23 protein-coding genes are annotated in these 26,391 nt (G+C 70.5%); 10 read left to right on the plus strand and 13 right to left on the minus strand.

What is annotated here, in order from left to right; all coding sequences use genetic code 11:
• Positions 1-36: 36 nt before the first annotated feature.
• The 3 genes from E0493_RS23500 to E0493_RS16925 are packed head-to-tail and all read left to right on the plus strand — an operon-like array spanning position 37 to position 2,143.
• Positions 37-423 carry a cupin domain-containing protein gene (locus E0493_RS23500; protein WP_160938425.1) on the plus strand — a complete coding sequence of 129 codons (387 nt, stop codon included), beginning with the start codon at positions 37-39 and terminating at the stop codon, positions 421-423.
• Positions 423-1,241, plus strand: a complete 819-nt coding sequence (locus E0493_RS16920) for an isocitrate lyase/phosphoenolpyruvate mutase family protein (protein WP_202397180.1) — start codon at positions 423-425, stop codon at positions 1,239-1,241. Before E0493_RS23500 ends, E0493_RS16920 begins: the two co-directional genes overlap by 1 nt.
• Positions 1,238-2,143 carry an alpha/beta hydrolase family protein gene (locus E0493_RS16925; protein ID WP_160938426.1) on the plus strand — a complete coding sequence of 302 codons (906 nt, stop codon included), beginning with the start codon at positions 1,238-1,240 and terminating at the stop codon, positions 2,141-2,143. Before E0493_RS16920 ends, E0493_RS16925 begins: the two co-directional genes overlap by 4 nt.
• A 384-nt stretch (positions 2,144-2,527) precedes the next feature.
• Here E0493_RS16925 and E0493_RS16930 read toward each other — a convergent pair whose 3' ends face one another.
• The 3 genes from E0493_RS16930 to E0493_RS16940 form a co-directional block, all read right to left on the minus strand.
• Positions 2,528-2,911 carry a hypothetical protein gene (locus tag E0493_RS16930; protein ID WP_160938427.1) on the minus strand — a complete coding sequence of 128 codons (384 nt, stop codon included), beginning with the start codon at positions 2,909-2,911 and terminating at the stop codon, positions 2,528-2,530.
• A 63-nt stretch (positions 2,912-2,974) separates the two neighbouring features.
• A complete protein-coding gene (locus E0493_RS16935) occupies positions 2,975-3,430 on the minus strand; it encodes a response regulator (RefSeq protein ID WP_160938428.1) in 456 nt (151 codons plus the stop codon).
• A 231-nt stretch (positions 3,431-3,661) separates the two neighbouring features.
• Positions 3,662-5,431, minus strand: a complete 1,770-nt coding sequence (locus tag E0493_RS16940) for an AI-2E family transporter (RefSeq protein WP_160938429.1) — start codon at positions 5,429-5,431, stop codon at positions 3,662-3,664.
• Positions 5,432-5,599: 168 nt separating this feature from the next.
• Here E0493_RS16940 and E0493_RS16945 point away from each other — a divergent pair, with 168 nt between their 5' ends.
• From E0493_RS16945 to E0493_RS16955, 3 genes are all read left to right on the plus strand, one after another.
• A complete protein-coding gene (locus E0493_RS16945) occupies positions 5,600-8,623 on the plus strand; it encodes a response regulator (protein ID WP_160938430.1) in 3,024 nt (1,007 codons plus the stop codon).
• A complete protein-coding gene (locus tag E0493_RS16950; RefSeq protein WP_160938431.1) occupies positions 8,620-9,030 on the plus strand; it encodes a response regulator in 411 nt (136 codons plus the stop codon). The genes E0493_RS16945 and E0493_RS16950 overlap by 4 nt, the downstream gene beginning before the upstream one ends.
• Positions 9,031-9,158: 128 nt before the next feature.
• Positions 9,159-9,392, plus strand: coding sequence for a hypothetical protein (locus E0493_RS16955; protein WP_160938432.1), 234 nt, complete (start codon positions 9,159-9,161; stop codon positions 9,390-9,392).
• A gap of 10 nt (positions 9,393-9,402) precedes the next feature.
• On the opposite strand, the gene E0493_RS16960 is transcribed toward E0493_RS16955, so the two are convergent.
• The 7 genes from E0493_RS16960 to E0493_RS16990 form a co-directional block, all read right to left on the minus strand.
• Positions 9,403-10,293 carry an amidohydrolase family protein gene (locus tag E0493_RS16960; RefSeq protein ID WP_160938433.1) on the minus strand — a complete coding sequence of 297 codons (891 nt, stop codon included), beginning with the start codon at positions 10,291-10,293 and terminating at the stop codon, positions 9,403-9,405.
• Between the two features lie 7 nt (positions 10,294-10,300).
• Positions 10,301-11,296: a Bug family tripartite tricarboxylate transporter substrate binding protein gene (locus E0493_RS16965; RefSeq protein WP_160938434.1), complete on the minus strand. Its 996-nt coding sequence runs from the start codon at positions 11,294-11,296 to the stop codon at positions 10,301-10,303.
• Between the two features lie 125 nt (positions 11,297-11,421).
• Positions 11,422-13,443: an ABC transporter substrate-binding protein gene (locus E0493_RS16970; RefSeq protein WP_160938435.1), complete on the minus strand. Its 2,022-nt coding sequence runs from the start codon at positions 13,441-13,443 to the stop codon at positions 11,422-11,424.
• A gap of 22 nt (positions 13,444-13,465) precedes the next feature.
• On the minus strand, positions 13,466-14,464 hold the full coding sequence (locus E0493_RS16975; protein ID WP_160938436.1) for an ABC transporter ATP-binding protein: 999 nt from the start codon (positions 14,462-14,464) through the stop codon (positions 13,466-13,468).
• Positions 14,461-15,462: an ABC transporter ATP-binding protein gene (locus tag E0493_RS16980; RefSeq protein ID WP_160938437.1), complete on the minus strand. Its 1,002-nt coding sequence runs from the start codon at positions 15,460-15,462 to the stop codon at positions 14,461-14,463. The genes E0493_RS16975 and E0493_RS16980 overlap by 4 nt, the downstream gene beginning before the upstream one ends.
• Positions 15,455-16,582, minus strand: a complete 1,128-nt coding sequence (locus E0493_RS16985) for an ABC transporter permease (protein WP_160938438.1) — start codon at positions 16,580-16,582, stop codon at positions 15,455-15,457. Before E0493_RS16985 ends, E0493_RS16980 begins: the two co-directional genes overlap by 8 nt.
• A complete protein-coding gene (locus E0493_RS16990) occupies positions 16,582-17,571 on the minus strand; it encodes an ABC transporter permease (RefSeq protein WP_160938439.1) in 990 nt (329 codons plus the stop codon). Before E0493_RS16990 ends, E0493_RS16985 begins: the two co-directional genes overlap by 1 nt.
• Positions 17,572-17,958: 387 nt before the next feature.
• On the opposite strand from E0493_RS16990, the gene E0493_RS16995 reads away from it, so the two are divergent.
• The 3 genes from E0493_RS16995 (at position 17,959) to E0493_RS17005 (ending at position 20,167) form a co-directional block, all read left to right on the plus strand.
• The gene (locus E0493_RS16995; protein ID WP_160938440.1) at positions 17,959-18,495 is read left to right on the plus strand and encodes a thiamine pyrophosphate-binding protein; all 537 of its coding nucleotides are present in this window, start codon (positions 17,959-17,961) and stop codon (positions 18,493-18,495) included.
• A gap of 3 nt (positions 18,496-18,498) precedes the next feature.
• Entirely contained in the window at positions 18,499-19,101 is a 603-nt protein-coding gene (locus E0493_RS17000) for a thiamine pyrophosphate-dependent enzyme (RefSeq protein WP_160938441.1), read from the plus strand.
• Positions 19,102-19,294: 193 nt separating this feature from the next.
• Positions 19,295-20,167, plus strand: coding sequence for an SDR family oxidoreductase (locus E0493_RS17005; protein WP_160938442.1), 873 nt, complete (start codon positions 19,295-19,297; stop codon positions 20,165-20,167).
• Positions 20,168-20,187: 20 nt separating this feature from the next.
• On the opposite strand, the gene E0493_RS17010 is transcribed toward E0493_RS17005, so the two are convergent.
• Positions 20,188-22,125: a M3 family metallopeptidase gene (locus E0493_RS17010; protein ID WP_160938443.1), complete on the minus strand. Its 1,938-nt coding sequence runs from the start codon at positions 22,123-22,125 to the stop codon at positions 20,188-20,190.
• A 106-nt stretch (positions 22,126-22,231) separates the two neighbouring features.
• A complete protein-coding gene (locus E0493_RS17015) occupies positions 22,232-23,560 on the minus strand; it encodes an LLM class flavin-dependent oxidoreductase (protein WP_160938444.1) in 1,329 nt (442 codons plus the stop codon).
• 131 nt (positions 23,561-23,691) lie between these two features.
• Here E0493_RS17015 and E0493_RS17020 point away from each other — a divergent pair, with 131 nt between their 5' ends.
• The gene (locus E0493_RS17020) at positions 23,692-24,654 is read left to right on the plus strand and encodes an alpha/beta hydrolase fold domain-containing protein (RefSeq protein ID WP_160938445.1); all 963 of its coding nucleotides are present in this window, start codon (positions 23,692-23,694) and stop codon (positions 24,652-24,654) included.
• Between the two features lie 94 nt (positions 24,655-24,748).
• Here E0493_RS17020 and E0493_RS17025 read toward each other — a convergent pair whose 3' ends face one another.
• Entirely contained in the window at positions 24,749-26,350 is a 1,602-nt protein-coding gene (locus tag E0493_RS17025; protein WP_160938446.1) for an ABC transporter substrate-binding protein, read from the minus strand.
• Positions 26,351-26,391 lie beyond the last annotated feature (41 nt).

The raw sequence follows: 26,391 nt of genomic DNA on the forward strand, positions 1-26,391 counted from the left end.
CGACCCTCGAACTACCCGCCGGAATTCGCGGTCCGCGTGCAGGGCCGCACCAAGCGAGCCCTGGGCGATGCCTTCGGACTGCGGAATTTCGGCGTCAACCTCACCGAACTGGCACCCGGGGCGGCATCCGCGCTGCACCATGCGCATAGCCGCCAGGACGAGTTCATCTTTGTCCTGGAAGGCCAGCTCGTCCTCGTGACCGGCGACGGCGAGGAAACGGCGCTGCAACCCGGAGATTGCGCGGGCTTCGCGGCCGGGGGGCCTCCCCATCACCTGGAGAATCGCGGCACCGAGGCCGCATGCTTCCTGGAGGTGGGCGATCGGACCGAGGGGGACGATGTCTCCTATCCCACCGACGACCTCGCCGCCGTCAAGACCGAGGCAGGCTGGCGCTTCAGCCATAAGGACGGGAGACCGTACTGATGATGGCCGAAGCAAACGCGGCCCCAGGGGCTTCCGCAGCTCGCTCCCGAGACCTGCACCAGCGGACCGGCCCGCTCATCCTCGCCAACGCCTGGAGCATCGGCTCAGCCAGGAAGCTCGAAGCCATGGGCTTCGCGGCGATCGGGAGCAGCAGTGCGGCGCTGGCAGCCGGATATGGGCTGCCGGCCAACCAGGTCGAGCGAGAAAGGGTGCCATGCCACGCGGCGGCTCTGGCAGCGGCGACGCCGCGGCCCGCCCCGGCCGATCTCGAGGATGGCTTCAACACGCGCCCCGGCGATCGCGCCGAGCCGATCCGGCTCGCCGTCGCAGCCGGTTTGGCTGGCGGATCGATGGACGACGTCACCGGGGATGAAGCCCGTCCGATCCACGACTTCGGCATCGCTGCCGCGCGCGTCGCGGCCGCTGCCGGCGCCGCGAAGTCGAGCGGAACCGGATTCGTGCTGACCGCCCGGGCCGAGAACTTCGCCCGGGGTCGGCCTGAGCTGGACGATACCGTCGTCCGGCTGCGCGCCTCCGAAGCGGCAGGGGCCAATGTGCTGTTCGCGCCCAACCTCCCAACGCCGCAGGCCGTGCGCGCCGTTTGCGCTGCGGTCAGCCGCCTGGTGAACGTGCTGATGGGACCCTTGTGCCCGGATTGGACGCTGGAGGAACTCCGGGCGGAGGGCGTGCGCCGTGTCAGCCGGGGTCATGCGCTGGCGAAGGTGGCGGATGATGCCTGGACTGCGGCAGCCCGCGGCGTACTGGAGGAGGGGCGCTTCCGGTACAGGCGCGCCGTGGTCGAGCGCCTCGGGCCATGAGGCCCGGCGAGGGTGTCCGCATCCCGTGCACGGACGGCGTGCTGCTGGGCGGCCACATCTGGAAGGCGGAGGGCGCATTGCGGGGCGCGGTGGTGGTGAACCCGGCGACAGGCGTGCTCGCGCGATACTATCATCGCTATGCACGGTTCCTCGCGCGCCACGGCTTCGATGTCCTCACCTACGACTACCGGGGGATAGGCCGATCAAGGCCGCAGCGCCTGCGGGGCTGTGGCTATCGGTGGCGGGACTGGGGGATCCTGGATTTCGATGCCGCGCTACGCTTCCTCCGCACGTCGTGTCCAGGCGTGCCGCTCCTCGTTGTCGGGCACAGCATCGGCGGCTTCCTGCCCGGATATGCCGAATCGGCGCCAAGCATCTCGCGCATCCTGACCGTCGGCGCCCAGTACGCCTATTGGCGGGACTATGCCGCGCAGCGCCGGCGGATGCTGTTCCTGAGGTGGCATGTCGCCATGCCCCTATTGACCGCTGCCTTCGGCTACTTCCCAGGCCGGCACCTTGGCTGGCTTGAGGATCTGCCGGCCGGTGTCGCCAACGAATGGAGCTTCCGTGGCCCGCGGATCGAAAGCCGCCATGCGCCAGGCGAGCGAGCTGAGCTGATAAGGCGGTTCGCGGCGGTGAAGGCGCCCATCCTGGCCGTCGCCACCACGGATGACGAGTATGCGACGCCGGCCGCGGTGCGCCGCGCGCTGTCCTACTATCGCAGTGCGCGTCGTACCGTAGCCCTTCTGTCGCCGCGCGAGCTCGGCTTCGAGGCCATCGGGCATTTCGGCTTGTTCCACGCGCGCCATGAGGCGACGTTCTGGCGCAGCACGCTTGCATGGCTCAGGGATGGTGAAGACCCCTGGAAGGGCGAGCAGCTCTCTCCTTGCGGGACACGATGATGCAGAGCACGCCGGCAGGATCCCATAGATCGGCGACGCGAGGATCCTGGCTTTTCCACTTCGGCCCATCCGTAGCGAACGATCTTGCGCAAGGGCCGCTGGGCGCCACGGCAGGGCGTTCCCTCGCCGTTCGCGAATCTCGCCTCAACACGCACGGATATGCGACATCCCTGGCTCGTCGCTCCAGGGAGTTCCAGCTCGCAGTTCCCGCTGCCGCTGCCATCTCCTGGAGAAACACCGTTGGCTAGGGTGGGCTCGCTTCGGATTGCCCGCGCGTCGGCGCCGGTTCCCGTCTCTGGAGGCGCTGGGGCGAAGGCCATGCCGAAGGCCTGTGGAGCTTCGCCGCACCGTTGAAGAAGGTCTGCCGGTGCGCCCGCCTCGCCTTCAGCGCCTGCCCAGGCCCGCGGCCGCCACCGTGGCGTGGAACTCGCCAGGGCCCATGATGAGGAGCAGCCGGCCTTCCGAAGCTTCCCGCAACAGCGACAGCGGAATGGTCAGGGGCGTTATGCCGATGCCGAGACTGGCCACCGGCGCGACCATGACGGTTGAGGGGGCGGAGTTCCGGCCCTTGGCGATGATCGTCCCGATCGGCGTTTCGTCCATGCTCCAGACCTCGCGCCCCTGCAGGTTGTCTGGCAGTTGCGCGCGGGGCGCCGCCTTGGCGGGGCGCACGGCACAGGCGAGGAGCAGGGCAAGGGCGCCTCTGCGCGCGGCAGCGGCGATCGGTCTTTCCGGCAGCGAGGCCGAAAGGCAGGGCTGAACGAGCATGAGCGGGAGATCCCCCGCCCTGGCGAAATTGGCAAGAGAGCAGAAGCGGCGGAGCCCGGCCTTTCAGGCCAAACGACCAGCCGGCGCGGGCAGCCTCCCCGCCCAGGAAGCCTGGAGATGCGGAAAGGCTTCGAATCCCAGTGGAACCTGCCTCGGCACGGAGCCGGCGCGCATGGCTTCCACGGCTTCAACGCTCTGGAGCAGCGCAGCCATCTCATAGGGCTTTGGAAGATAGCCCAGCGCCACGTCCTGCGCCTGGCGGGCAGCCAGCACTTCCCCGCTCGCGAAGATGGCCACCAGACCCCAGCGCGCGAACAACTCCCGCGCCACTTCGATGCCGGAGCTGCCATCCTGCAGGTTGATGTCCAAAATAGCCAGCTCAGGGATATCCTCCCGGCACAAGTCCAGCGCTTCGCCCGCGGTTGCAGCCGGGCCGATGATCGCATGACCGGCCTCCTCGAGATGCTCGACCACAAGCGCAGCGATTAAGGCTTCATCTTCCACAATCAGGATTTTCATCTTTTCCGACTCGCTCAGCCCTTGCAAGCAACCGAGCCAGACAGAATGGGTTCTGTCCTACAATGCACGAATCCTTGTGAATGACTTCGCCCCATCATGGGGCTGGCGGAGCTTCCTGCCGCCACCGGCGCCAAAGGCCTGCTCCCGGCAGGCGAGGCTTCGCAGCGCCCTTCTTCCCCACTCCCCTTCTTCCCCGCCCCTCAGCCCCGGCCTCATCGGCAGCACGGCCCTTCAAGCGTCCGGGGCCGGCACGGCATGGGCCGGCGGCTGGTTGGCCAGGGCACGCCAGAGAGCGGCAAGCTCGCTGAGGGAGGTGACGATGGTCTGCCCCGCCGACTCGCGCCGCAGCTCCGCCAGCACCGGACTGTCCGGCGCCGCCTGCCACAGCCCAATGGCGATCTGCGCCTCCGGTAGCAGCTTTTCCCAACGCCGCGCCAGGTAGCGCAGGCTGGCCGCCGTGCTGCTTTCCTCCAGCACGGCGATGCAGCAGAGCCGCGCGGCGGCAGCCATTTCCGGCGGCGGCTCGACGCCTTCGGCGATCACCGAGGCCGGCAGCCCCTCGGCCTGCAGCGCCTGCGCCGCCATCGCCGCCGAGATGTCGTCCAGGCGGCCACGTGCCGACGTGCAGAGGCACAGCCCGGTGGAGGGATCGAGCGGCACCTCGGCGACCTCGTGCGGCAATTGCTCCAGCAGTTCGCCAAGGCGTGTGCGGATCTCCTCCAGCTGCTCGGTTTCCAGCACCTCGCGCGCCCAATCCTGGTCGGCGAGCACCAGCCCGGGCAACGCAACGGTGTCGTGATAGGCGATCAGCGATGGCTGCGCCCGCAGCTGCAGGCGCATCTGCTCCAGCAGGCGGGGCAGGTTTCCCTGCAACAGGTTCTGATAGAAACTTTCCTCCGGCCGCAGCGAAGGCCGGTCGCCGAGCATGACGTCGAGGAAGTCGAGGCTGGGCACGTGGCGCCCCAGCACCACCAGGCAGACCGTCAGCGGCACCGCCAGCAGCAGGCCGATGGGGCCCCAGATGAAAGTCCAGAAGGTTGCCGCGATGACCACCGCGACGGGCGAGAGGCCGGTGCTGTGGCCGAACACCATCGGCTCCACCACCTGGCCCATCAGCAGTTCCGCGGCCAGGAACAGCCCCGTCACCCAGAGCGCCAGTCCCCAGCCCGGATCCACCGCCGCGGCGAGCAGCAGCATCGGCGCGAGGGCGATGTAGGTGCCGAGGAACGGCACGAAGCGCATCAACCCGGCCAGGATTCCCCAGAGCGCGGGGCTGGGCAGGCCCAGCACCCAGAGCGCCAGGCCGATCGTCACGCCCACCCCCGTGTTCAGCGCCACCTGCGCCAGGAACAGGCGGGAAAGCCGGCGGGCGGCGTCGTTCAGCGCCACGGTGGTGCGATGGAGGTCGCGGCTGCCGGCGAGCCGGATCAGCCGGTCGCGCAGGTCCTCCCGGTAGAGCAGCACGAAAATGGCGAAGATCACCACCACGGCGGCCGTGGCGAGCGGCGCCAGCACCGAGCCTGCGACGCTCTGGATCACCTCCAGCGGCGGCGCCCCGGCCTCGGCGGCCGGGGCGGCCGGCACCCCGGCCTCGTAGCGCCCTCCGCCGTCGAGCATGTCGCGCAGGTTCTGCATCGCGGTCTGGGCCTCGTGCATCAGCTCGGCCAGGTGCAGCCCCTGCAGCTTGCTGCGCAGGTTCTCCGCGTAGGTGGAAAGGTTCCCCAGCAGGCTGCCGGCCTGCCGCGCCATCACCAGCCCCAGGCCCAGAACGGCGGCGGCGCTGAGCAGCACCGCCAGCACCACCGCCAGGACATGGGGCACGAAGGCGCGGCGCAGCATCACGACCACCGGTGCCAGCACGAAGGCGAGCAGCACCGCCAGCACCAGCGGCACGATCACCTCGCGGCCGAAGTAGAGGGCCGCGATGATCAGCCCCAGGGTGAGCAACCCCGGCCGCTGGTTGGGCGGGGCCGCGGAGGCGGAGGCCTCGGGATCGGTCATGGCCATGTCGTCATCAGCCTTTGCAGCCTCGTGGAGCTTGCGGCCATGGGGAGCATCTGCAACGCCGCGGCAGAGCCATTGGTTGATGGCGTCAGCTTCGCAATGACGAGGCGTGAACCCGGGGCCGTCGCTGCGCGTTACCTCAGGCCCCATCCGGAACCGACCGCCTTGCCCGACGCCACGACCTCGCCCGCGCCCGACACCGCCCCGCCCCATCGCGGCAGGCTGCGCCCTGCCCTGCTGGGCGCCGCGCTGCTGCTGCTGGTGGCCCTCGGGACGGGACTTGGCGGCTGGTGGGCCGCCAGCGCCAGCCGCGCCGCCATTGTCGCCGCCTCTTCGCATGTCCTGAACGCGGAGGCGCTGCTCTCGGCGCTGAAGGATGTGGAAACCGGGCAGCGCGGGTTCGTGCTGGTGGGCGACGCGGCCTATCTGGCCCCCTATCACGACGGGCGCGCGAAGGTGGAGGCGCTGCTGAAGGCGCTGGAGGGGAGCGCCATCCCGCCGGCGCCGGGCGCCACCGAGGGCGAGCTCACCGCCGGCTCGCTGCGCCGGCTTGCCGAGGCGAAGCTGGCCTGGACGGCCCGCGTGCTTGAAGTCCAGCGCGAGCGCGGCCGCGACGCGGCCCTTCGGATGGTGGCGACGCGCGAGGGCAAGGAGCTGATGGACACCGCGCGCACCGAGGTGGCCCGGGTGCAGCAGGCGGCACGCGACCGCCTGGGCCGGCTGATGGTGAGCAACGAACAGCGCTCCACCTGGCTCACCGTGCTCTCCCTGGTGTCCGCCCTCTCTGCCTGCCTGCTGCTGGCCCTCTATGCCCGCAACCGCCGCCGCGCCGAGCGCCGCGCCACCGCCTTGCTGGACGGGGTGATGGCGCATGCGCCCGTCGGCCTTGGCTTCCTCGACCGCGCCCTGCGGCTGGACCACGCCAACAAGGCCCTGGCCATGCTCGACGAGCGCGTGCTGGGCGCCCATGGCGGCCGCCTGCCGGAGGCGGTGCGCGAGCAGGTCGAGCCGCGGCTGCGGCTGGTGCTGGAGGGTGGCCAGGCGCAATCCGACATCGAGGTGATGCTGCGGCCCGACGGTCCCGACCGGCCGGCACGCCACCTGATGATGAGCTTCTTCCCCCTGGGCAACCGCGGCGAGCAGGCCGCCCTGGAAGGCGTCGGGCTGGCGGCCACCGACGTCACCGCGCGCCGGCGGATGGAGGAGCGGATCCGCCGCAGCGAGGCACGGATGCGCATGATCATCGACTCCGTGCCGCAGCTCGCCTGGATGACCGACGCCGAGGGCGCGGTGCAATGGTACAATCGCCGCTGGTACGAGTATGCCGGCGGCACGCCGGAGGAGATGCGCGGCTCCGGCTGGCAGGCGCTGCTCCATCCCGATCATGCGGAGACCGTCATCCAGCGCTTCGGCGAGGCGGTCGCCGCCGGCGAAGCCTGGGAGGACACCTTCCCGCTGCGCGGTGCCGACGGGCGCTTCCGCTGGTTCCTCTCCCGCGCCCTGCCGCTGCGCGACGCGCCGGATGCCGAGCTTCCGGAGGGCCGGCTGATCGGCTGGTTCGGCACCAACACGGACATCACCGAGATGCGCGAGGCGGAGGAATCCATGGCGCTCGCCAAGGCCGCGGCGGAGGAGGCGAACCGCGCCAAGAGCCAGTTCATCGCCAACATGAGCCATGAGCTGCGCACGCCGCTCTCCGCCGTCATCGGCTATTCCGAGATGCTGGAGGAGGAGGCCGAGGACCTCGAAGGCGCCGAAAGCTTCCGGGAGGACCTCGCGAAGATCCATTCCAATGCCCGGCACCTGCTTTCGCTGATCAACGACGTGCTCGACCTTTCCAAGATCGAGGCCGGCAAGATGGAGGTGCAGGCGGAGGATTTCGACGCCGCTGCCCTGCTGCGCGAGGTGGCCGGCACGGTGGACGCGCTGGTGCAGCGGAAGGCGAACACGCTGGCGGTGGAGATCGACCCCGAACTGCCGCCGATGCACTCCGACCCCGTCAAGCTGCGCCAGTGCCTGTTCAACCTGCTCGGCAACGCCGCCAAGTTCACCGAGAAGGGGCGCGTCACGCTCAGCGCCGCACCGGTGGCGGACCGTCCGGGCTGGATAGCCTTCCGCGTCACCGACACCGGCATCGGCATGACGCGCGAGCAGCTTGAGAAGCTGTTCCAGCGGTTCACCCAGGCGGACAGCTCGACCACCCGGCGCTTCGGCGGCACCGGGCTGGGCCTGGCCATCACCAAGGCCTTCGTCACCATGCTCGGCGGCCATGTCGACGTGGAAAGCGAGGCCGGCGAAGGCACCTGCTTCACCCTGCTGCTGCCGGCCGACCTCCGCGAGGTGCGCACCGAGGAGGGCGAGGCCGCGGTGCAGGCCGGCGAGGCCAGCCTGGCCGCCGAGGAGCAGGGCGGCGCCGGCCTGGTGCTGGTGGTGGACGACGACGTGGCGACGCGCGACCTGCTGGCGCGCTTTCTGCGCCGCGAGGGCTTCGCCGTGCGCACCGCCGCCGACGGCAAGACCGGGCTGGCCATGGCGCGCCGGCTCCGCCCCGCCGCCATCCTGCTGGACGTGATGATGCCGCGGCTGGACGGCTGGGCGGTGCTCTCCGCGCTGAAGGCCGATCCCGATCTGGCCGAGACGCCCGTGGTGATGGTGACCGTGGTGCAGGAGCGCGGCCTGGCCTTCTCGCTCGGTGCCGCCGACTACCTCAACAAGCCCGTGGAATGGGGCCGCCTGAAGCAGGTGCTGGACCGCTTCCGCATGCAGCCGGCATCCACCACCGCCCTGGTGATCGAGAGCGACACGGAGCAACGCGCCGAGCTGCGCCGCCTGCTGGAGCGCGAGGGCTGGACCGTGGAGGAGGCCGGGAACGCCGCCGGCGCCGCGCAGCGCATGGCGTCGCCCCCCCTGCCGGACCTGCTCCTCGTGGAAGTTCAGGGCAACGGCGCCGGGGATGGCTTCGCGCTGATCCAGGAGCTGCGCCGGCGGCCCGAGGGGCGCAGCCTGCCCATCATCGCGCTGACCGGCAGCGGCGTGGACGAGGCGGAGCTGCGCCGCCTGCGCGCCACCGTGCACGAGTTGACGCCGGGGGAAGAAGGCATCTCCGGAGAACTGGTCCAGGAGCTGCGCCGCATCGCGGCGGGCTCGCCTCGCCTGACCAACGCCACCACGGAAGGAGGAACGCGATGACAAAGATCCTGCTGGTCGAGGACCATGAGGAGCTGTGGGATTTCCTTTCGCGCCGCCTGCGCCGGCGCGGCTTCGAGGTGGCGCTGGCGCATGACGGGCAGGAAGGGCTCGACAAGGCGCGCGGCGAGAAGCCGGACGTCATCCTGCTCGACATGAACCTGCCGGTGATGGACGGCTGGACCGTCGCCCGCACCTTGCGGGGCGAGGAGGCGACGGTCCGCATCCCGATCATCGCGCTCACCGCCCATGCCATGGCCGGCGACCGCGCCAAGGTGATCGAGGCGGGCTGCGACGACTACCACCCGAAGCCGGTGGACTTCACCAAGCTGCTCTCGCAGATCGACGCGGCGCTGCTCGGCGAAACAGCGGAAGCCAGGGACGCCACGCCTGAAACCCCACCGGGATGACCGTGCCACTCCGGGCCCCGCCACCGCCCCGCAGGAAGCGCGGGAAGGGCCGGTGCCTTCCCGCGCGCCCTTAAACCTTCTTCAATCCTGCCTCGTTAAGCTCACCCTCCACAGGGGGAGCCGACGCGATGGACATGGGCAGCACGTTGATCGAAGCCGAGGGCGCCGGGCTTCAGGACGCCTTCGCCAACCTCGTGGCGGCGCATCACGCGGAAGCCTCCGTGCGGTTGCGCACGCTGATCGCCATCGGCAGCCTTGCCGGGCCGGAGGGGCGGCACGCCGTCGCCGAGGAACTGCGCACCGTCTTCGCGGAAATCCAGGCGGTCACCACCCTGGGCAACCGCCTCAATCTCGCGGCATGAGGCGCTTGCCTCAGCCTGCGTAAAGCCGCTCCGGGTTGCGCACCAGCACGCGCTCCCGGTCGGCCGGGTCGGGCGTCCAGGCCAGCAGCAGGTTCAGCAGCCGCCCGTCGTTCGGCATCCGCTCCGCGGGAATCTGCGGATGCGGCCAGTCGCTGCCCCAGACCACCCGCTCCGGCGCGGCACGCAGCACCGCCTCGTGCAGCGACCTGGCGTCGGCGTAGTCGGGGCCTTGCAGCGAAACGCGGTAGGGCGCCGACAGCTTGGCCCAGGCGCCATGCTCCCCCACCAGCCGCAACAACGCCCGGAAGCCGGGCGCCTCCGGCCCCTGCCGCGCATCGCTCTCGCCGAAATGGTCGAACACCACCGGCAGGCGGGCGGCAAGCCGCGCCAACCGCTCCTCTTCCGCCGGCAGCGCCCGCGCATCGGCCCAGAACTGCGCGTGCCAGCCCAGTTCCAGCAGGGTAGGCAGGAGCGCCTCCACCGCATCCCAACCGACGCCGCGCCGGTAGTCCGGCCGGTGCTCGGGATGGAACAGGTGGAAGCGCAGGCCGCGCACGCCGGCCTCGTGCCAGCCGCGCAGGGTGGCCGCGTCGGTGCCGGCGGGCGTGATGGCGACGCCCCGCAGCCGCTCCGGTGCCGCCGCCAGGGCCGCAAGCATCGCACGGTTGTCGAGGCCATGCGCGTTGGCCTGCACCACCACCCCGCGCGCCAGACCCAGCGCGTCCAGGTGGCGGAGGAAATGCGCCGGCGGCGCATCGGGCGGCGTGTAGCCGCGCCCCTCGGCATAGGGGAACCGGTCCGAAGGGCCGAAGATATGCGCGTGGCAATCCCAGCCGCCGGGTGGGGGCGCCGGGGAGACCGGCTCGGGACGTGGATCCGGGCCAGGGGTGGGAAGGGTCACGGGGAGCTCACTCGACGTGGATGTTGCCGTCGCGCACCACGCGGTGCCACTTGTCCCACTCGCCGCGCAGGAAGGTGGTGAACTCTTCCGGCGTGTTGGGGCGGGTGCCGACGTTCAGCTCGGCCAGCCTTGCGGCAACCGCCGGCGCCCGGATGGCGGCGTTCATCGCCTCGTTCAGCCGCGCGACGACGGCATCCGGCGTGCCGGTGGGCACGAAGGCCCCGTTCCACTCGTAGGCAACGGTGTCGGGCAGCGTGTCCGACATCGGCGGCACGTCCGGCAGCGAGGTCAGGCGGCCGCTGCCGGTGTGGCAGATCGCGCGCAGCAGGCCGCCCTTCACATGCGTCATGGCTCCCGAGGCGTTGGCGAAGCCGTAGCGGATCTGGCCGCCGATCACGTCGGTCGCCAGCGGGCCGCCGCCGCGATAGGGCACGTGGTTGACCTCGATGCCCGCCGCCAGCCGGAACAGCTCCAGCGCCATGTGCTGCGCCGATCCGGTGCCGGAGGAGCCGATGTTCAGCCCGCCCGGCGTTGCCTTTGCCGCGGCGATCAGCTCCGGCAGGGTCCTGGCCGGTGCCGCATTGGTGGCGATCAGCAGGTTCGGCACCACGGCCGCCAGGAACACCGGGCGCAGGTCGCGCCAGAGGTCGAAGGGCAGGTCGGAGCGCAGCGCCGGATTGATCACCTCCGGCGTGGCGTCGTAGAGCACCGTGTAGCCGTCCGGCTCCGCGCGCGCGGCGGCGGCGGCGCCCACCGCGCCGGCGGCACCGGGACGGTTCTCGATGACGAAGGAGGCCTTCATGGCCTCCGCGATGTGGTTGAACAGGATGCGCCCCACCGTGTCGGCGCCGCCACCCGGCGGCCAGGGCACGATGACGCGCACGGTGCGGTTGGGCCAGTCCGCCGCCGGCTGGGCAAGGGCGGGCGCGGCGAGCACCGCCGGTGCGGCCAGCATCAGGCCGCGCCGGCCGATCCCCCGGCCGGGCATGGTGGAGCGGATCATGGGCTTCCTCCGGTTCTTGTTGCGGAAAGGATCGCCTCCCCCGCCGGCGCTGTCCACCCGGGGATCGGGCGGCCGCAGGCGCCGGCCGCCCTCCCCCCACCCGGCCCGGACGGCAGGATGGCCGCTCAGGTGAAGAACCATTGCTCCGGGTGCCCGCCCCAGGGGGTGCGGCAATGCTGCGAGATGGCGGTGCGGGCGGGCACGTTCTCCAGCTTCCGGTTCACCACCCGCACACCCATGAAGGCGGGTGAAAGGCCGACCAGCCCGATTCCCCATTGCTGGTCCACCGCCAGCTTCCAGATCTCCTTCGCCGTCTCGTTGCGCTCCGCCTCCTTCTGGCTGGTGGCGGCGCGCATCAGCGCGAAGGCGCGCTGCATCTCCGGCTCCGCCGGCTGCTTTCCCTGCGCGCCGTTGGAGGCGTACCAGGCGGCATAGGCGTTGCTCATGACGCCGCCCAGCGGATCCACCGGCAGCACGTAGCGCGGGAAGAGGTAGAGGTTCTCCGTGCCGTTGTTGGTCCAGAGCGCGATCTGGTGCTGGTCGGCATAGGCGCGGGTGTACCAGAGGCTCCGCTCCATCACCTTGACGTCGGCGGTGATGCCGATCTTGCGCCAGTGCTGCACCACCATCTCGGCCTGCTGCGGCCAGGTGGGCGAGAGCGTCTGCGCCACCGCGATCTCCAGGCGCAGCCGCTGCCCGTTGTCGCCGCGCAGGCGGAAGCCCTCGCTGTCCTTCTTCAGGCCGATCTTGTCGAGCAGCGCGACGGCCTGCGCCGGATCGTGGGTGGACCACTTCCGCCGCCATTCCTCGCCCGGGCTCTGCGGCATGCTTTCATCCGGGATCACCGAGCCCGGCGTGCCGAGGCCGAGCCAGAACGCCTCGTTGAGCTGCTCGCGCTCGATGCCGAGCGCCAGGGCGCGGCGGAAATCGGCGTTGCGCAGCCACTTCCCGATCTCGGCGTCCTCCGAGTAGGTCAGCGTGGGATAGAGCGCGGAGTCGGCGCCGTTGAAGCCGAGGTCGAGATGCACGCGGTAGCCGCTGCGGTCCTGGTTCTCCAGCAGCACGGGCAGCTTGCCGAGGTCGATGAAGCGCTCCTGGTAGTCGTACTCGCCGGCCACGGCGCGCAGGTTCACCACCTCCGGGTTCTCGGCCAGCGTCATCTGCACGCGGTCAATGTAGGGAAGCTGCTGCCCTTCGCTGTCGACCGCATAGAAGTAGGGGTTGCGCTCCAGCACCCAGAGCTGCGTGTTGATCGGCTGCACCATGCGCCAGGCGCAAAGCGTCGGCACCTCGCGGTTCAGCCGCCAGTCCGACCTGAACTTGAAATGCTCCACCCAGTTGCCGAAGCCGGCCGCCTTGGCCTGCCGCGTCAGCTCCTCCACCGGGGTGTATTTCGGCAGGTACTTCTTGAGGTAGTGCATCGGCGCGTAGAGCGCGTAGGTGCGGCCGTCGGATTGCAGCCGCGTGCTGCCGCCGCCGACCAGGGTGTCGCCGGCCAGCATCTGCGGGAAAAGGAAGTAGGGCTCCTCGAACTCGAAGCGGATGGTGGCCTCGTCCACCTTCACCATCCGGCCCGGCTTGCCGTTGGAGGCCAGCTCCGGCGCCGGGGCGGGGACCAGGTCGCGGTTGCTGTAGAGGTCCTCGAACCAGAACATCCAGTCGTCGGCGGTGCAGGGCGAGCCGTCGGACCAGCGCAGTCCGCGCCGCAGGTGCAGGGTGATCTGCCTTCCGTCCTCGCTCACCGCCCAGTCCCGCACCAGGCAGGGCCGCAGCTCGGTGCCGGCTTCATTGAAAAAGAGCGGCTTGTCGGCGGACATCAACCGGTTGCCGTTCTCGCTGTCGCCGGGGCCGATGAAGCCGCGACGCCAGGTGCCGCCATACCTGCCGGTGCTGCGCAGCGGCTTCACCACCATGACGTCCTGTGGCAGGCGCTGCTCGACCGGCGGGAGGCGGCCGGCGCGCACCTGCTCGGCGAGCACCGGCGCCTCCTTGAACTGCTTCGGCCGCTGCGCCGGATCCGTGAGGATTTCCGGCCCCTCCAGCTTGCCCACCAGCCCGGAATCATGGAAGCCGCCGCTGGACTGCGCAGATGCGCTGCCCGCCCAGCCGGCGAGCGCGACAAGCCCCAGCTCCCTCCGTCGCAGCATGATGTCCTCCCCTGTTTCTTGTTTACCCGACGCCCAGGAGGTCGAGCTCCCGGGCACGATGACAACTGACCCAGCGTCCCGACTCTGTTGCCGCAAGCTCTGGCCGCTCCACGCGGCAACGCTCGACGGCATAAGGGCAGCGGGGATGGAAGGCGCAGCCGGGTGGCGGGTTGGCGGGGTCGGCCACCTCGCCGCGGGCGGCCTCGCGGCGCTGCTGCCGCGCCGGGTCGGGCGCCGGCACGGCGGCGAGCAGCGCCTCGGTGTAGGGATGGCGGGGGGCACGGTAGAGCGCGTCGGTCGGCGCGATCTCGACGATCCGTCCAACATACATCACCGCCACGCGGTCGCTGACATGCCGCACCACGCTGAGGTCATGCGCGACGAACAGCATGGAAAGGCCGAGCCGGTCCTGCAGGTCGAGCAGCAGGTTGATGATCTGCGCCTGCACGGAGACGTCGAGCGCCGAAACCGGCTCATCGGCCACCACGAGCTGCGGATGCAGCGCCAGGGCGCGGGCGATGCCGATGCGCTGCCGCTGGCCGCCGCTGAAGGCGTGCGGGAAGCGGGAGCGCGCGGCGGGCGGCATCTGCACCAGTTCCAGCAGCTCCATCAGGCGCTCGCGCCGCTCCGCCGCCGGAACGCCGTTCACCTTGAGCGGCTCGGTGATGATGTCGCCCACCATCATCCGCGGGTTCAGCGAGGCATAGGGGTCCTGGAAGATCATCTGGATGTGCCGCCGCAGCGGCCGCATCTGCCGCTTCGGCAAGGTGGCGAGATCGACCTCCTGCCCCTCCTCCGGCGCGAAGCGGATCGAGCCCGCGCTGGGCCTCAGGGCGCGGAGGATGCAGCGCGAGACGGTGGTCTTGCCGCAGCCGCTCTCGCCCACCAGGGCCAGGGTTTCGCCGCGGGCGATGTGGAAGCTGACGCCGTCCACCGCACGCACCCGCCCGACCTCCCGGCGCAGCAGGCCGGCGCGGATCGGATAGTGCTTCCGCAGGTCCTGCACCTCCAGCACGTTCATGCCGCCTCCTCCTCCCGGAAGCAGCTCGCGCCCGGCCGCCCGGTCGGCACGGGCGCCGGGATGCGCTCCATGCAGACGGCACCGAGCCGCTCGCCGCAACGCGGATGGAAGGGGCAGCCGGCCGGCCGCATGCCGGGATGCGGCACCGCGCCGCCAATGGTGGAGAGCCGCTGGCGCGGCGCCGCCAGGATGCTCGGCACCGCGCGCAGCAGGGCGCGGGTATAGGGATGGCGCGGTGCGGCGAAGAGCTGCCGCACCGGCGCGAACTCGACGACGCGCCCGAGATACATCACCGCCACCTCGTCGGCCATTTGCGCGATCACGCCCATGTCGTGCGTGATCAGCATGAGGGAGATCCCTTTCTGCGCCTGCAGCCGCTTCAGCAGGGCCAGGATCTGCGCCTGGGTGGTGACGTCGAGCGCCGTGGTCGGCTCGTCGGCGATGACGATGTCGGGGTCGCCCGCCAGGGCCATGGCGATGCCGACGCGCTGCCGGAGCCCGCCGCTCAGCTCGAAGGGATAGGCGTCGATGCGCGTCTCGGGACGGGGAATGCCGACCTCGCGCAGCAGTTCGACGGCGCGCGCGCGCGCCTCGGCGGCGGAAGCCGTGCTGTGCTGCCGCACCGCCTCGATGAGCTGGTTGCCGACGGTGTAGTGCACGCTGAGCGCCGTCATCGGCTCCTGGAAGATCAGCCCGATGCGGCCACCGCGCACCGCCCGCATCTGCCGCGAATCCGGGTCGAGCCTCGCGAGGTCGGCTTCCTCCGGCGTGCCGGGGTCCAGCAGCAGGCGGCCGCCGCTGATGATGCCCGGCCGCTCGACGAGCCGCAGGATGGAGCGCGCCGTGACGCTCTTGCCGCAGCCGCTCTCGCCGACGATGCCCAGCGTGCGGCCGGCGTGCAGGTCGAAGCTCACGCCATCCAGCGCGCGCACCACGCCCTGCTCGCTGCCGAACTGCACGGCGAGGTCGCGCACCGCCAGGACGACGCGCTCAGCCATAGGGGTCTGCCGCATCGCGCAGCCCGTCACCGAGGAAGTTGAACGCCAGGATCACCACCGTCACCGGCACGGCCGCCAGCAGCAGCCAGGGCGCGCCGGAAAGCACCTGGATGTTCTGCGCGTCCTGCAACAGGATGCCCCAGCTCACCGCCGGCGGGCGCAGGCCGAGGCCGAGGAAACTCAGCGATGTTTCGCTGATGATCATCGCCGGCAGGGCGAGCGTCGTCGCCGCGATGACATGGCTGGCGAAGGAAGGCAGCATGTGGCGGAAGATGATGCGCCCCTGGCTGGCCCCCGCAAGCTCCGCCGCGACCACGAAGTCCTCCTCGCGCAGCGCCAGGAAGCGGCCACGCACCACGCGGGCGAGGTCCGTCCAGCCGATCAGCGAGATGATGAGGGTGATGGCGAAATAGACCTGCGTCACGCTCCAGGTATTGGGCAAGGCGGCCGCCAGCCCCATCCAGAGCGGAATGGTGGGCACCGAGCGCAGCAGCTCGATCAGGCGCTGGATCAGCGTGTCCACCCAGCCGCCGTAAAGGCCGGAGATGCCCCCCAGCAGCACGCCCAGGAACAGGCTGAGCAGCACGCCCGCGAGGCCGATGGAAAGCGAGACGCGCGTTGCCACCATCATGCGCGAATAGAGATCGCGCCCGAGCTGGTCCGTGCCGAAAAGAAAGATGCCCTCGCCCGCCTTTGCGCCCTGCACGCCGAAGAGGTGGATGTTGGTCCGGAAGAGGCCGAGCAGGTCGTAGTCGTAGCCGCGCACGAAGAGGCGCACCGGCAGCTTGCGGGATTCGTCCGGCGCGTAGCTCAGCTTGAAGGTACGCATGTCGCGCACGCCGCGCAGGCCATAGGCATGCGGGTTGAAGCCGTTCTCGTCGAAGAGGTGGATGCCCTGCGGCGGAATGAAGCTCCGGCGGGCATCCGTGGCATGCGGGTCGTTGGTCGCCAGGAGGTCGGCGAAGGCGGCGACGGCATAGAACAGCGCGACGATGACAAGGCTCGCCAGCGCCAGCTTGTGCCGGCGGAAGCGCCACCAGGTGAGTTGCAGCTGCGTCGCCTCGGCGAAGCGGGCCTCCGCCTTGCTGGCCGGCGGATCGCCCGCGGCGGTGGCGCTCATCAGCGTCCCTCCAGCCGGATGCGCGGGTCGATCCACATCAGCAGCATGTCCGAGATCAGCGTGCCGAACACGGTCATCACCCCGAGCAGCATGACGATGGCGCCGGCCAGGAACATGTCCTGCGCCACCAGCGCCTGCAGCAGCAGCGGCCCCACCGTGGGCAGGCCGAGCACCAGCGAGACGATGATGCTGCCGGAGACGAGATAGGGAAACAGGTAGGCGATCGAGCTGGCGAAGGGGTTGAGCGCCGCCCGCACCGGATATTTCAGAATGGCGCGGCGTTCGGTCAGGCCCTTGGCGCGGGCGGTGACGACATAGGGCCTGCGCAGCTCGTCCAGCAGGTTGGCGCGCATGATGCGGATGAGCTGCGCGGTGCCCGCAAGCGCCAGCACTGCGGCCGGCAGCGGCAGGTGCTTCGCCAGATCCCAGGCGCGCGCCAGGCTCCAGGGCGCCTGCACGTATTCCGCCGAGAACAGCCCGCCGACGTTCAGGCCGAGATAGCGGAAGCCGAAATACATCAGGATCAGCGCCAGCAGGAAGTTCGGCATGGCGAGCCCGATGAAGCCCAGCATGGTGAAGACGTAATCGCCGAAGGAATACTGCCGCACCGCCGAGTAGATGCCGATCGGCAGCGCGATCACCCAGGTCAGGAACAGCGCGGCGACGGAAACCACCATGGTGAGCCAGAGTCGGTCTCCGATCACCTCGGTGACCGGCCTGCGCCACATCATCGAGACGCCGAAATCGCCCTGCAGGACACGGCTCATCCAGTTCCAGTACTGCACAAGCACCGAGCGGTCGAGACCGTACTCATGCCGCATGGCCGCCGCCTGATCGACGGAGATCGAGCTGCCGCTCGCGGCAAGGTTGGCGATATAGGCATCGACGAAGTCGCCCGGCGGCAGCCGGATGATGACGAAGGTGAGAACGGAGATGAAGAGGCAGGTGACGAGCGCGAAGCCGAGTCGTCGCAGCACATAGATCAGCATGGGCGACGGCCCCGGCGATCCGGGTGCCCAACCATGGCGTTTTCCTCCGGTCTTCCATTCTTCGACGAAAGCCCGGCGGCATTAGACAGGGCATGATACGAGGTGGCAACGCTTTTCTGCCGCCGGAATTGTTGGCCGATGCCGCCGTGAAACCGTGCGGCGCTTCCACCCAGATGCGGCATCTTCGCTGCCGCGCTTTCCTGCGCTGCCCTCGCTGCCTCGCCCGCCGCTGCCAGCATTGACAGACAATCGTCCCGGCCTCCAAACTTGCTGCGGCGCCGGCCTGGCCGGGAAAGCGCTGCGGGCTATCCGCAGCCTGCCGCCAGGCGGCCGATTCTTGCTTTTCCGGCCAGCACAAACGGGAGGATCTGGGTGGATAATCACGGAATGGACGTGGCGCCAAGCGACACGGCCACCTGGCCGGACGCGCTCTTCGACCTGCTGAAGGCGCATCAGGTCCGGCAGGTCGCCTTCGTGCCGGATGCCGGCCACTCCAGGCTGATCCGGCGCTGCCAGGCGGACCCTTCGATCAAGGCCATCTCGCTGACCACCGAGGAAGAAGGCATGGGCCTGCTGCTCGGTGCCTGGCTCGGCGGCGAGCGCGGCGTGCTGCTGATGCAGAGCTCGGGCGTGGGCAACTGCATCAACATGCTTTCACTCAGCATCCTGCACCGCACGCCGATGCCGATGCTCGTCACCATGCGTGGCGACTTCGGCGAGTTCAACCCGGCCCAGGTGCCGATGGGCAACGCCACCCAGGCCGTGCTGGAGGCCATGGGCACGCTGGTGCGTCGCGCCGACCATGCCGAGGACATCGTGCCCACCGCCGACGCCACGCTGCGGCTGGCCTTCAACACCTTCCGCCCGACGGCGACGCTGATCGGCCAGCGTGTGCTTGGCGCCAAGACCTTCGGCAAGGAGTAAGCCATGCCACCCGAATCCTCCGGCACGCTCCACCGGCGCGAGGTCGTCTCCACGCTCCTGTCCGGGCGCGGCGAACTGGTGGTGATCGCAGGACTGGGCGCACCCGCCTGGGACATCACGGCCGTGGGCGACCATCCGCGCAACCTGCCGCTCTGGGGCGGCATGGGCTCGGCCGCCATGATCGGGCTCGGGCTCGCCCTGGCGCAACCCTCCCTCCCTGTGCTGGTGATCACTGGCGACGGCGAGATGCTGATGGGCATCGGCGCGCTTGCCACCATCGCCGTCGCGCGGCCCCTGAACCTTTCCGTCGTGGTGCTGGACAACGAGCATTATGGCGAGACCGGCATGCAGCCGACCCATACCGGCGCCGGCGTCAACCTCGCCGGCATGGCCGAAGCCGCCGGTATCCCGCGCGTCCTCAGCATCCGGCGGGAGGATGAGGTCGCGCCCCTGCGCGCGGCGATCCACGAGAAGTCCGGCCCGCTTTTCGCGCAGGTCAAGATCGACGCCGAGACGCTCAAGCTTGTCCTGCCACCCCGCGAGGGGGCGCTGCTGCAGGCACGCATGCGGGAGTCGATCCTCGGTCTCGAGGCGCATCTCGCCTGACGGCCGGCGGCGGGACGATCCAGGCGCCCTCCTGCATCCCCGCCGCCGCCCAGGCCTGCCCGCGTGGCACCTCCGGCATGCGGCAACCTTCCGGCGATCCCTGCGATAACCACAGCATGCATGCGGCCGCCGGGAGGTTTGGAAACGCCTTCCGCCGGACGGCATGGCATCCCGCAGTCGCAGGAGCAGAAGCATGGCCGGCACACAGATCAACGATCCCCCGAAGCCCCCGCTGCCCAAGCAGCAGCAGGACATGCCCGGCTCCACAGGGAAGATGGACCCGAAGCCCGACCATGGCGAGGACAGCTACAAGGGCAGCGGCCGCCTGCAGGGCCGCGCGGCGATCATCACCGGCGCCGATTCCGGCATCGGCCGGGCCGTGGCCATCGCCTTCGCGCGCGAGGGCGCCGACGTCCTGATCTCCTACTACAACGAGCACGATGACGCGAAGGAGACGGCGCGCTGGGTCGAGCAGGCCGGCCGCAAGGCCGTTCTGGCGCCGGGCGACGTGAAGGACGAAGGCTATTGCAAAGGCCTCGTCGAGCAGGCGCTGAAGGAATTCGGCAGGCTCGACATCCTCGTCAACAACGCGGCGCACCAGGCCTCGTTCAGCAGCATCGAGGACATCAGCGCGGAGGAATGGGACGTCACCTTCCGCACCAACATCCACAGCCAGTTCTACCTGTGCAAGGCGGCCATCCCGCGGATGAAGCCGGGCAGCACCATCATCAACACCAGCTCGATCAACGCCAAGAACCCCTCCCCCTCGCTGCTGGCCTATGCCACCACCAAGGGTGCGATCGCCAACTTCACGGCAGGGCTGGCGCAGCTCGTGGCGGAGAAGGGGATCCGGGTGAACGCCGTGGCGCCGGGGCCGATCTGGACGCCGCTGATCCCCTCAACCATGCCGGCGGACCATGTCGCCGAGTTCGGCAAGAACACGCCGATGGGGCGGCCGGGGCAGCCGGTGGAGCTCGCCTGCGCCTATGTCATGCTGGCCGCGCCGGAGTCGAGCTACATCACCGGCGCGCTGATCCCGGTCACCGGCGGCCGCCCCATGCTCTGAGGCGGCGCGCCAGCGCCTGGCTAGGCCGCCAGTCCCCGGTTGCGCAGCAGCGCGGCCGTGCTCGGCGGCCGGCCGCGGAAGGCGATGTAGAGCTGCATCGGGTCCCGCGTGTCGCCGGCGCCGAGCAACTGCCGCAGCCGTGCGGCGATGGCAGGGTCGAAGGCATCGCCAGCGGCCTCGAAGGCCTCGAACCCGTCCGCGTCCAGCACCTCCGACCAGAGGTAGGAGTAGTAGCCGGCGGCATACCCGCCCCCGGCGAAAAGGTGTTGGAAATGCGCCGGGCGATGGCGCGGGCCGACCTCCGGCGGCATGCCGGTGCGCGCCAGGAAGTCCCGCTCGAAGGCCTCGATGTCGAGGCCTTCCGGCGCGGGGTGGCGTTGCAGCGCCATGTCGATCAGCGCCGAGCCGGTGTACTCCACGCTGGCGAAGCCCTGGTTGAAGTTGCGGGCGGCGAGCAGCCGCTCGATCATCCGCTCCGGGATCGGCGCGCCGGTTTCGTGGTGGCGCGCATAGCGGCGCAGCGTCTCCGGCAGCGCGATCCAATGCTCGTAGATCTGCGAGGGCAGCTCGACGAAGTCCCGCCGCACCGAGGTGCCGGACTGCGCGGGGTAGCGCACCCGGCTGAGCAGCCCGTGCAGCGCATGGCCGAACTCGTGGAACAGCGTCTCGGCATCATCGAAGCTCAGCAGCGTCGGCGTGGAACGAGCAAAATTGTTGTTGTTGACGACGATCGGCGAGACCGGCTCGTCCATCGCCTCCTGGTCGCGGTAGCTGCTCATCCAGGCGCCGGAGCGCTTGTCGGGCCGCGCAAAGGGATCGGCGAGGAACAGGCCGACATGCCCTTCCGCGTCGCGCACCTCGTAGATGCGCACGTCCGGGTGGTAGGCCGGCAGGTCGGGGCGTGGCACGAAGCTCAGGCCGAAGAGTCGCGAGGCCGTGTCGAAGGCGGCCTGCTGGACGTTCTCCAGGACGAGGTATTGCTTCAGCGCGGTCTCGTCGAGGTCGTAGTCGGCGCGGCGCACCTTCTCGGCGTAGTAGCGCCAGTCCCAGGGTTGCAGCGGCCCCTCCAGGCCTTCGGCCCGCGCCATCTCCAGCAGCCGGTCGCGCTCCGCCGCCGCCTTGCGCCGGGCGGGCTCCCACACCTCGGCCAGCAGCCCCTCCGCCGCCTCCACCGAGCCCGCCATGCTGTCGGCCAGGCGAAACTCGGCGAAGCCGGGATAGCCCAGCAGCTTCGCGCGCTCGCGCCGCAGCGCCAGGATCTCCGGGATCAGCGGGCGGTTGTCATGCGCGCCGGGATGCGTGCCGCGCGCCACCCAGGCCGCATGCGCCGCCTGCCGCAGGTCGCGCCGGGCGGAGAAGGTCAGGAAGGGCTCGATCAGCGAGCGCGACAGGGTGATGGCGTAGCCCGAGAGGCCTCGCTCCGCCGCCGCCTCGGCCGCGCCGGCGCGCAGGAAGTCCGGCAGCCCGTCCAGCTCCGTCTCGGCGAGCGGCAGGTGCCAGGCCTTCTCGTCATGCAGCACGTTCTGGCCGAAGGCGGTGTGCAGCACCGCCAGCCGTTCGGTGATCGCGGCCATCCGCGCCTTGCCCGCCGCGTCCAGCGCCGCGCCGCTGCGGATGAAGCCGAGATGCGTGCGCTCCAGCAGCCGGCGCTGGTCCTCCGCCAGGTCCAGCGCATCACGTTGCGCGTGCAGGGCGTCGACGCGCGCGAAGATCGCCGGGTCCAGCGCCACCCGCATTCCGTGCTGGGCGAGGCGCGGCGACCAGTCGCGGTCCAGCGCCTCGATCGTGTTGGCGAAGCTGGGCGCGGCCGGATGGGCGCCGATGGCGGCGATCTCGTCCAGATGCGCCCGCATCGCCTGCTCGAAGGCGGGCGGGAAATGCTCGGGCCGGATGGCGTCGAAGGGCGGCAGGCCGAAGGGCGTGGTCCAGGGGGCGAGGAGCGGATTGTCAGCGGTCATGCCCGGAATCGGGGCAGAAGGGCAGGCTCCGGTCAAGCGCCGGCGGGTGCCGCCACCCACGGCGCACGCGAGCGTGCGGCGCGGGGGCCGCTGGTCCGGGCGGGCCTCAATCCGGGAAGAAGCGGTTCGCCGGGCGCGGCAGGCCGAGGTGGTCGCGCAGCGTCCGCCCCTCATAGGCGCGGCGGAACAGGCCACGCCTTTGCAACTCCGGCACCACCTGCCCGACGAAGTCGTCCAGCCCGCCGGGCACATGGGAGAACATCACGTTGAACCCGTCGCAGGCCTCGCTCAGCAGCCATTCCTCCATCTGGTCGGCGATGCTGGCGGCGGTGCCCACCATCGCCAGCCCGGCATAGCCGCCCAGCCGCTGCGCCAGTTGCCGCACCGTCAGCCCTTCCCGCTGCGCCAGGGCGATGGCGCGCTCCCGCCCGCTGTGGCTGGCGTTGCTGGGCGGGATTTCCGGCAGCGAGCCGTCCGGATCGAAGCGCGAGGCGTCGTGGCCGAGCGCGATGGAGAGCGCGGCGATGCCGCTCTCGTAGTAGACGAGGCTGTCCAGCCTGGCCCGCTTGGCGCGTGCCTCCTCCGGCGTCCCGCCGACCACGACAAAGGCGCCGGGCAGGATCTTCAGCTGCTCCGGCGCGCGGCCGAGCGCCGCCAGGCGACCCTTCACGTCGCGGTAGAAGCGCTGCCCGTCCGCCAGGGTGGGCGTGGCGGCGAAGATCACCTCGGCGGTCTCGGCGGCGAGCTGGCGCCCGGCCTCGGAGGCGCCGGCCTGCACGATCACCGGCCAGCCCTGGATGGGCCGCGCCACGTTGAGCGGGCCACGCACCCGGAAGTGCTCGCCCCGGTGGTCCAGCACGTGCAGCCTGTCCGGGTCGAAGAACAGGCCCTGCTCCTGGTCTCGGAGGAAGGCGTCGTCGGCCCAGCTGTCCCACAGCCCCGTCACCACGTCGAAGAACTCGCGGCCACGACGGTACCGCTCCCCGTGCTCGACATGCTCCTCCAGCCCGAAGTTCAGCGCCGCGTCGGGGTTGGAGGTGGTGACGACGTTCCAGCCAGCACGGCCGCCGCTCAGGTGATCGAGCGAGGCGAACTTGCGGGCGACGTGGTAGGGCTCGTTGAAGGTGGTCGAGGCGGTGGCGATCAGCCCGATCCGCTCGGTCACCGCCGCCAGCGCCGGCAGCAGCGTCAGCGGGTCGAAGGAGGTGACGGTGTGGCTGCGCTTCAGCGCCTCCATCGGCATGTTCAGCAGCGCCAGGTGGTCGGCCATGAAGAAGGCGTCGAAGCAGCCCTGCTCCAGCGTCTGCGCGAAGCGCTTCAGGTGCGCGAAGTTGAAGTTGGCGTCGGGGAAGGCGCCGGGGTAGCGCCAGGCGCCGGTATGGATGGTGGTCGGGCGCATGAAGGCGCCGAGGTGGAGCTGTCGCGACGCGGCCATGGGAGGGCTCCGGTGGCAAGGGGAGGCCAGAAGCTGCGCCCGCCGCCCCGCCGCGTCCAGAGCCGCCCTCCCCGAGTTGCGCTCCCGGCCCGCAGGCGTTGAATGGCGGGGCACAGCAGGACGGATTCGCCATGCCCGACGCCCAGACCGACCCCCGCACCGATCCCGAGATGGCCGCCTTCCAGGCGATGATGGACGCGCGCGCCAAGGACTTCCCGCCAATCCGGATGGAGCGCCCCTTCGACGCCGCCCGCGCCAGCAACGACGCGCTGAACCTGACGCTCGGCGGCGGGCCCGGGATGGCGGAAAGCCGCGACATCTGGCTGCCGGTGCGCGGCCGCCGCATCGCCTGCCGGCTGCACCGCCCCGTGGCCGCCGAAGGCCCGATGCCGGTGCTCATCTACCTGCATGGCGGCGGCTGGGTGTGGAACAGCATCGACACGCATGACCGCACCATGCGCCAGTACGCCGCCGCCTCGGGCTGCGCCGTGCTCGGGCCGGACTATGCGCTGAGCCCGGAGGCGGTTTTTCCGCAGGCGCTGGAGGAATGTGCGGGCGTGGCACGGCTGGTGGCCGCGCGCGGCGGGGAATGGGGGCTGGATGCGGCGCGCATGGTGCTGGGCGGCGATTCCGCCGGCGCCAACCTCGCCCTCGGCGCCGCCCTGCTGCTGCGCGAGCAGGCGCCGGAGGTCACGCTGCGCGGCCTGCTGCTCGGCTATGGCGTCTATGACAGCCGCCTCGACACCCCCTCATACGAGGAGTTCGCCACCGGCTACGGCCTGACGCGGGAGCGGATGCGCTTCTACTGGGATGCCTATGCGCCGCAGCAGGCGGACCGCTTCAATCCCTTCGCCGCGCCGCTGCGCGCCGACCTGCGCGGCCTGCCGCCCGTGCACATGACGCTGACCGAGCTGGACGTGCTGGCCAGCGAGAACTTCGCCATGGCCGAGCGGCTGCGCGCGGCGGGCGTGGCGGTGGAGGAGGCGCTGTTCCCCGGCACGGTGCACGGCTTCCTGCGCGCAGGCGGGCATGTGGGCGCCGCCGACCGGGCCTTCGCCAAGGCGGGCGAGTGGCTGCGGCGCGTCGCCGCCTGAGCCGGGAGGGGCGCTGCCCCTCCCACGCCCGCCCCGCCAGGACCCTGGCCAAACCTGTAGTTTGGCCTGGACCTCCCATCCGCTGGCGGCGCCCTCAGGCGCGCCGCACCCCCCAGGAATAGGGCATGCTGCCCTGCACGAAGCCGGTGAGATCCGTGCGATAGGCGGTGCGGGAGACGAACTGCCCGAGCGGAATGGTCGCCACCTCGTCCTGCGCCATCTTGTTGATCTCGTCGGCTAGGTTCTTGCGCGTGCCCTCGTCCGGCGCCTCCAGCCAGGACTGGATCATCGCCTCGATCTTCGGGCTGCTGAACCAGCCGAACCAGCCCTGCCGCCCCGTGCCCTTCACCAGCGAGGAAACGCCGGGATTGGCATAGGCCATGGCCGAGCCATAGGTGTGGAAGATGCTCCAGCCGCCCTTCTCCACCGGCTCCTGGCTGGCGCGGCGCTGCACCACCGTGCCCCAGTCGGTCTCCGCCAGCTCGACATTCATGCCGAGCCGCTGCAGCACGTCCGCGGTGAGCTGCCCGTGCGGGCCGATCAGCGGGAAGTCGGTGGGGTTGATGATGACCACCTTTTCGCCGGCATAGCCGGATTCCGCCAGCCTCGCCTTGGCGCGGTCCAGGCTGCGCGGCGGCCGCGCCAGCTCCGAGAGGTCCTCGGTGCCATAGGGCGTGCCGCAAGGGAACAGGCTGTGGCACTCCCGCCAGAGCGACTTGTCCTGGCCGATGGTGACCTGCATGTAGTCGGGCTGGTTGACGGCCAGCGCCACCGCCTGCCGCACCTTCAGCTTGTCGAAGGGGGGGTGCAGGTTGTTCAGCCGCATCAGGCTCAGGAAGCCTGCGGGGAAGAGCGTGTCGAGCTTGATGCTGCGGTTGCGCTGCAGGATGGGCTGGAGGTCGTTCAGCGGCTGCTCGAGCCAGTCCACCTCGCCCGCCTGCAGCGCCGCGGCGGCGGTGGCGGGATCGGGCATGATGTGCCACTCGACACGGTCGAAATGCGCCACCTTGCCGCCGCTGGCCCAGTCCGGCGCCTCCTGGCGCGGCTGGTAGCCCTCGAACCTGGTATAGACCGCCCGGCTGCCGGCGACGAACTCGTCCGCCTTGAAGCGGAAGGGGCCGGAGCCGACGATTTCCTTGAGCTGGGTGTTGGCGTCGGTCTTCGCCACCCGCTCCGGCATGACAAAGGCGACGTTGGCGTCCGGCTTGGCGATGGCGTCCAGCAGCATCGGGAAGGGGCGGGTCAGGCGGATCTCCACCGTGCGGTCGTCCGCCGCGCCCCATTTCTCCACCACCTTTGCCAGCAACTGCCCGAAGGGGTCGCGCTTGGACCAGCGCTCCAGGCTGGCGGCGGCATCGGTGGCGCGCACCGGCTCGCCGTCATGGAACTTCAGCCCCTCGCGCAGCCGGATGCGCCAGACCCGGCCGTCATCCGAGACGGTATGCCCCTCCGCCATCTGCGGCTGCGGCTTCTGCGCGCCGTTCACCGCGTAGAGCGTGTCGTAGATGTGGTAGCCGTGCATCTGGGTGACGATCGCCGAGGTCCAGATCGGGTCGAGCGCCGTCAGATTGGCCTGGGGAACGAAGCGCAGCGTCCCGGCGCGGCTGTTCTGGCCAAGGGCGGGCCTGGCGAGAGAAGGCAAGGCGAGGGCGAGACCGCCCAGCCCGGCCCCCTGGAGGAGCGTGCGGCGTTGCATGGCTGTTTCCTTCCCTGTTCCCGTCAGCGGGTAGGGCGAGG

The sequence above is a fragment of the Teichococcus coralli genome, assembly GCF_009829925.1.
Taxonomy (GTDB): domain Bacteria; phylum Pseudomonadota; class Alphaproteobacteria; order Acetobacterales; family Acetobacteraceae; genus Pseudoroseomonas; species Pseudoroseomonas coralli.

Bases quoted from the DNA above. Each gene is read 5' to 3' on its own strand.
- E0493_RS16920 (WP_202397180.1), top strand. From the start codon at position 423: ATGATGGCCGAAGCAAACGCGGCCCCAGGGGCTTCCGCAGCTCGCTCC.
- E0493_RS16925 (WP_160938426.1), top strand. From the start codon at position 1,238: ATGAGGCCCGGCGAGGGTGTCCGCATCCCGTGCACGGACGGCGTGCTG.
- E0493_RS16930 (WP_160938427.1), bottom strand. From the start codon at position 2,911: ATGCTCGTTCAGCCCTGCCTTTCGGCCTCGCTGCCGGAAAGACCGATC.
- E0493_RS16935 (WP_160938428.1), bottom strand. From the start codon at position 3,430: ATGAAAATCCTGATTGTGGAAGATGAAGCCTTAATCGCTGCGCTTGTG.
- E0493_RS16940 (WP_160938429.1), bottom strand. From the start codon at position 5,431: ATGACCGATCCCGAGGCCTCCGCCTCCGCGGCCCCGCCCAACCAGCGG.
- E0493_RS16950 (WP_160938431.1), top strand. From the start codon at position 8,620: ATGACAAAGATCCTGCTGGTCGAGGACCATGAGGAGCTGTGGGATTTC.
- E0493_RS16955 (WP_160938432.1), top strand. From the start codon at position 9,159: ATGGACATGGGCAGCACGTTGATCGAAGCCGAGGGCGCCGGGCTTCAG.
- E0493_RS16965 (WP_160938434.1), bottom strand. From the start codon at position 11,296: ATGATCCGCTCCACCATGCCCGGCCGGGGGATCGGCCGGCGCGGCCTG.
- E0493_RS16970 (WP_160938435.1), bottom strand. From the start codon at position 13,443: ATGCTGCGACGGAGGGAGCTGGGGCTTGTCGCGCTCGCCGGCTGGGCG.
- E0493_RS16975 (WP_160938436.1), bottom strand. From the start codon at position 14,464: ATGAACGTGCTGGAGGTGCAGGACCTGCGGAAGCACTATCCGATCCGC.
- E0493_RS16980 (WP_160938437.1), bottom strand. From the start codon at position 15,462: ATGGCTGAGCGCGTCGTCCTGGCGGTGCGCGACCTCGCCGTGCAGTTC.
- E0493_RS16985 (WP_160938438.1), bottom strand. From the start codon at position 16,582: ATGAGCGCCACCGCCGCGGGCGATCCGCCGGCCAGCAAGGCGGAGGCC.
- E0493_RS16990 (WP_160938439.1), bottom strand. From the start codon at position 17,571: ATGCTGATCTATGTGCTGCGACGACTCGGCTTCGCGCTCGTCACCTGC.
- E0493_RS16995 (WP_160938440.1), top strand. From the start codon at position 17,959: ATGGACGTGGCGCCAAGCGACACGGCCACCTGGCCGGACGCGCTCTTC.
- E0493_RS17000 (WP_160938441.1), top strand. From the start codon at position 18,499: ATGCCACCCGAATCCTCCGGCACGCTCCACCGGCGCGAGGTCGTCTCC.
- E0493_RS17005 (WP_160938442.1), top strand. From the start codon at position 19,295: ATGGCCGGCACACAGATCAACGATCCCCCGAAGCCCCCGCTGCCCAAG.
- E0493_RS17010 (WP_160938443.1), bottom strand. From the start codon at position 22,125: ATGACCGCTGACAATCCGCTCCTCGCCCCCTGGACCACGCCCTTCGGC.
- E0493_RS17015 (WP_160938444.1), bottom strand. From the start codon at position 23,560: ATGGCCGCGTCGCGACAGCTCCACCTCGGCGCCTTCATGCGCCCGACC.
- E0493_RS17020 (WP_160938445.1), top strand. From the start codon at position 23,692: ATGCCCGACGCCCAGACCGACCCCCGCACCGATCCCGAGATGGCCGCC.
- E0493_RS17025 (WP_160938446.1), bottom strand. From the start codon at position 26,350: ATGCAACGCCGCACGCTCCTCCAGGGGGCCGGGCTGGGCGGTCTCGCC.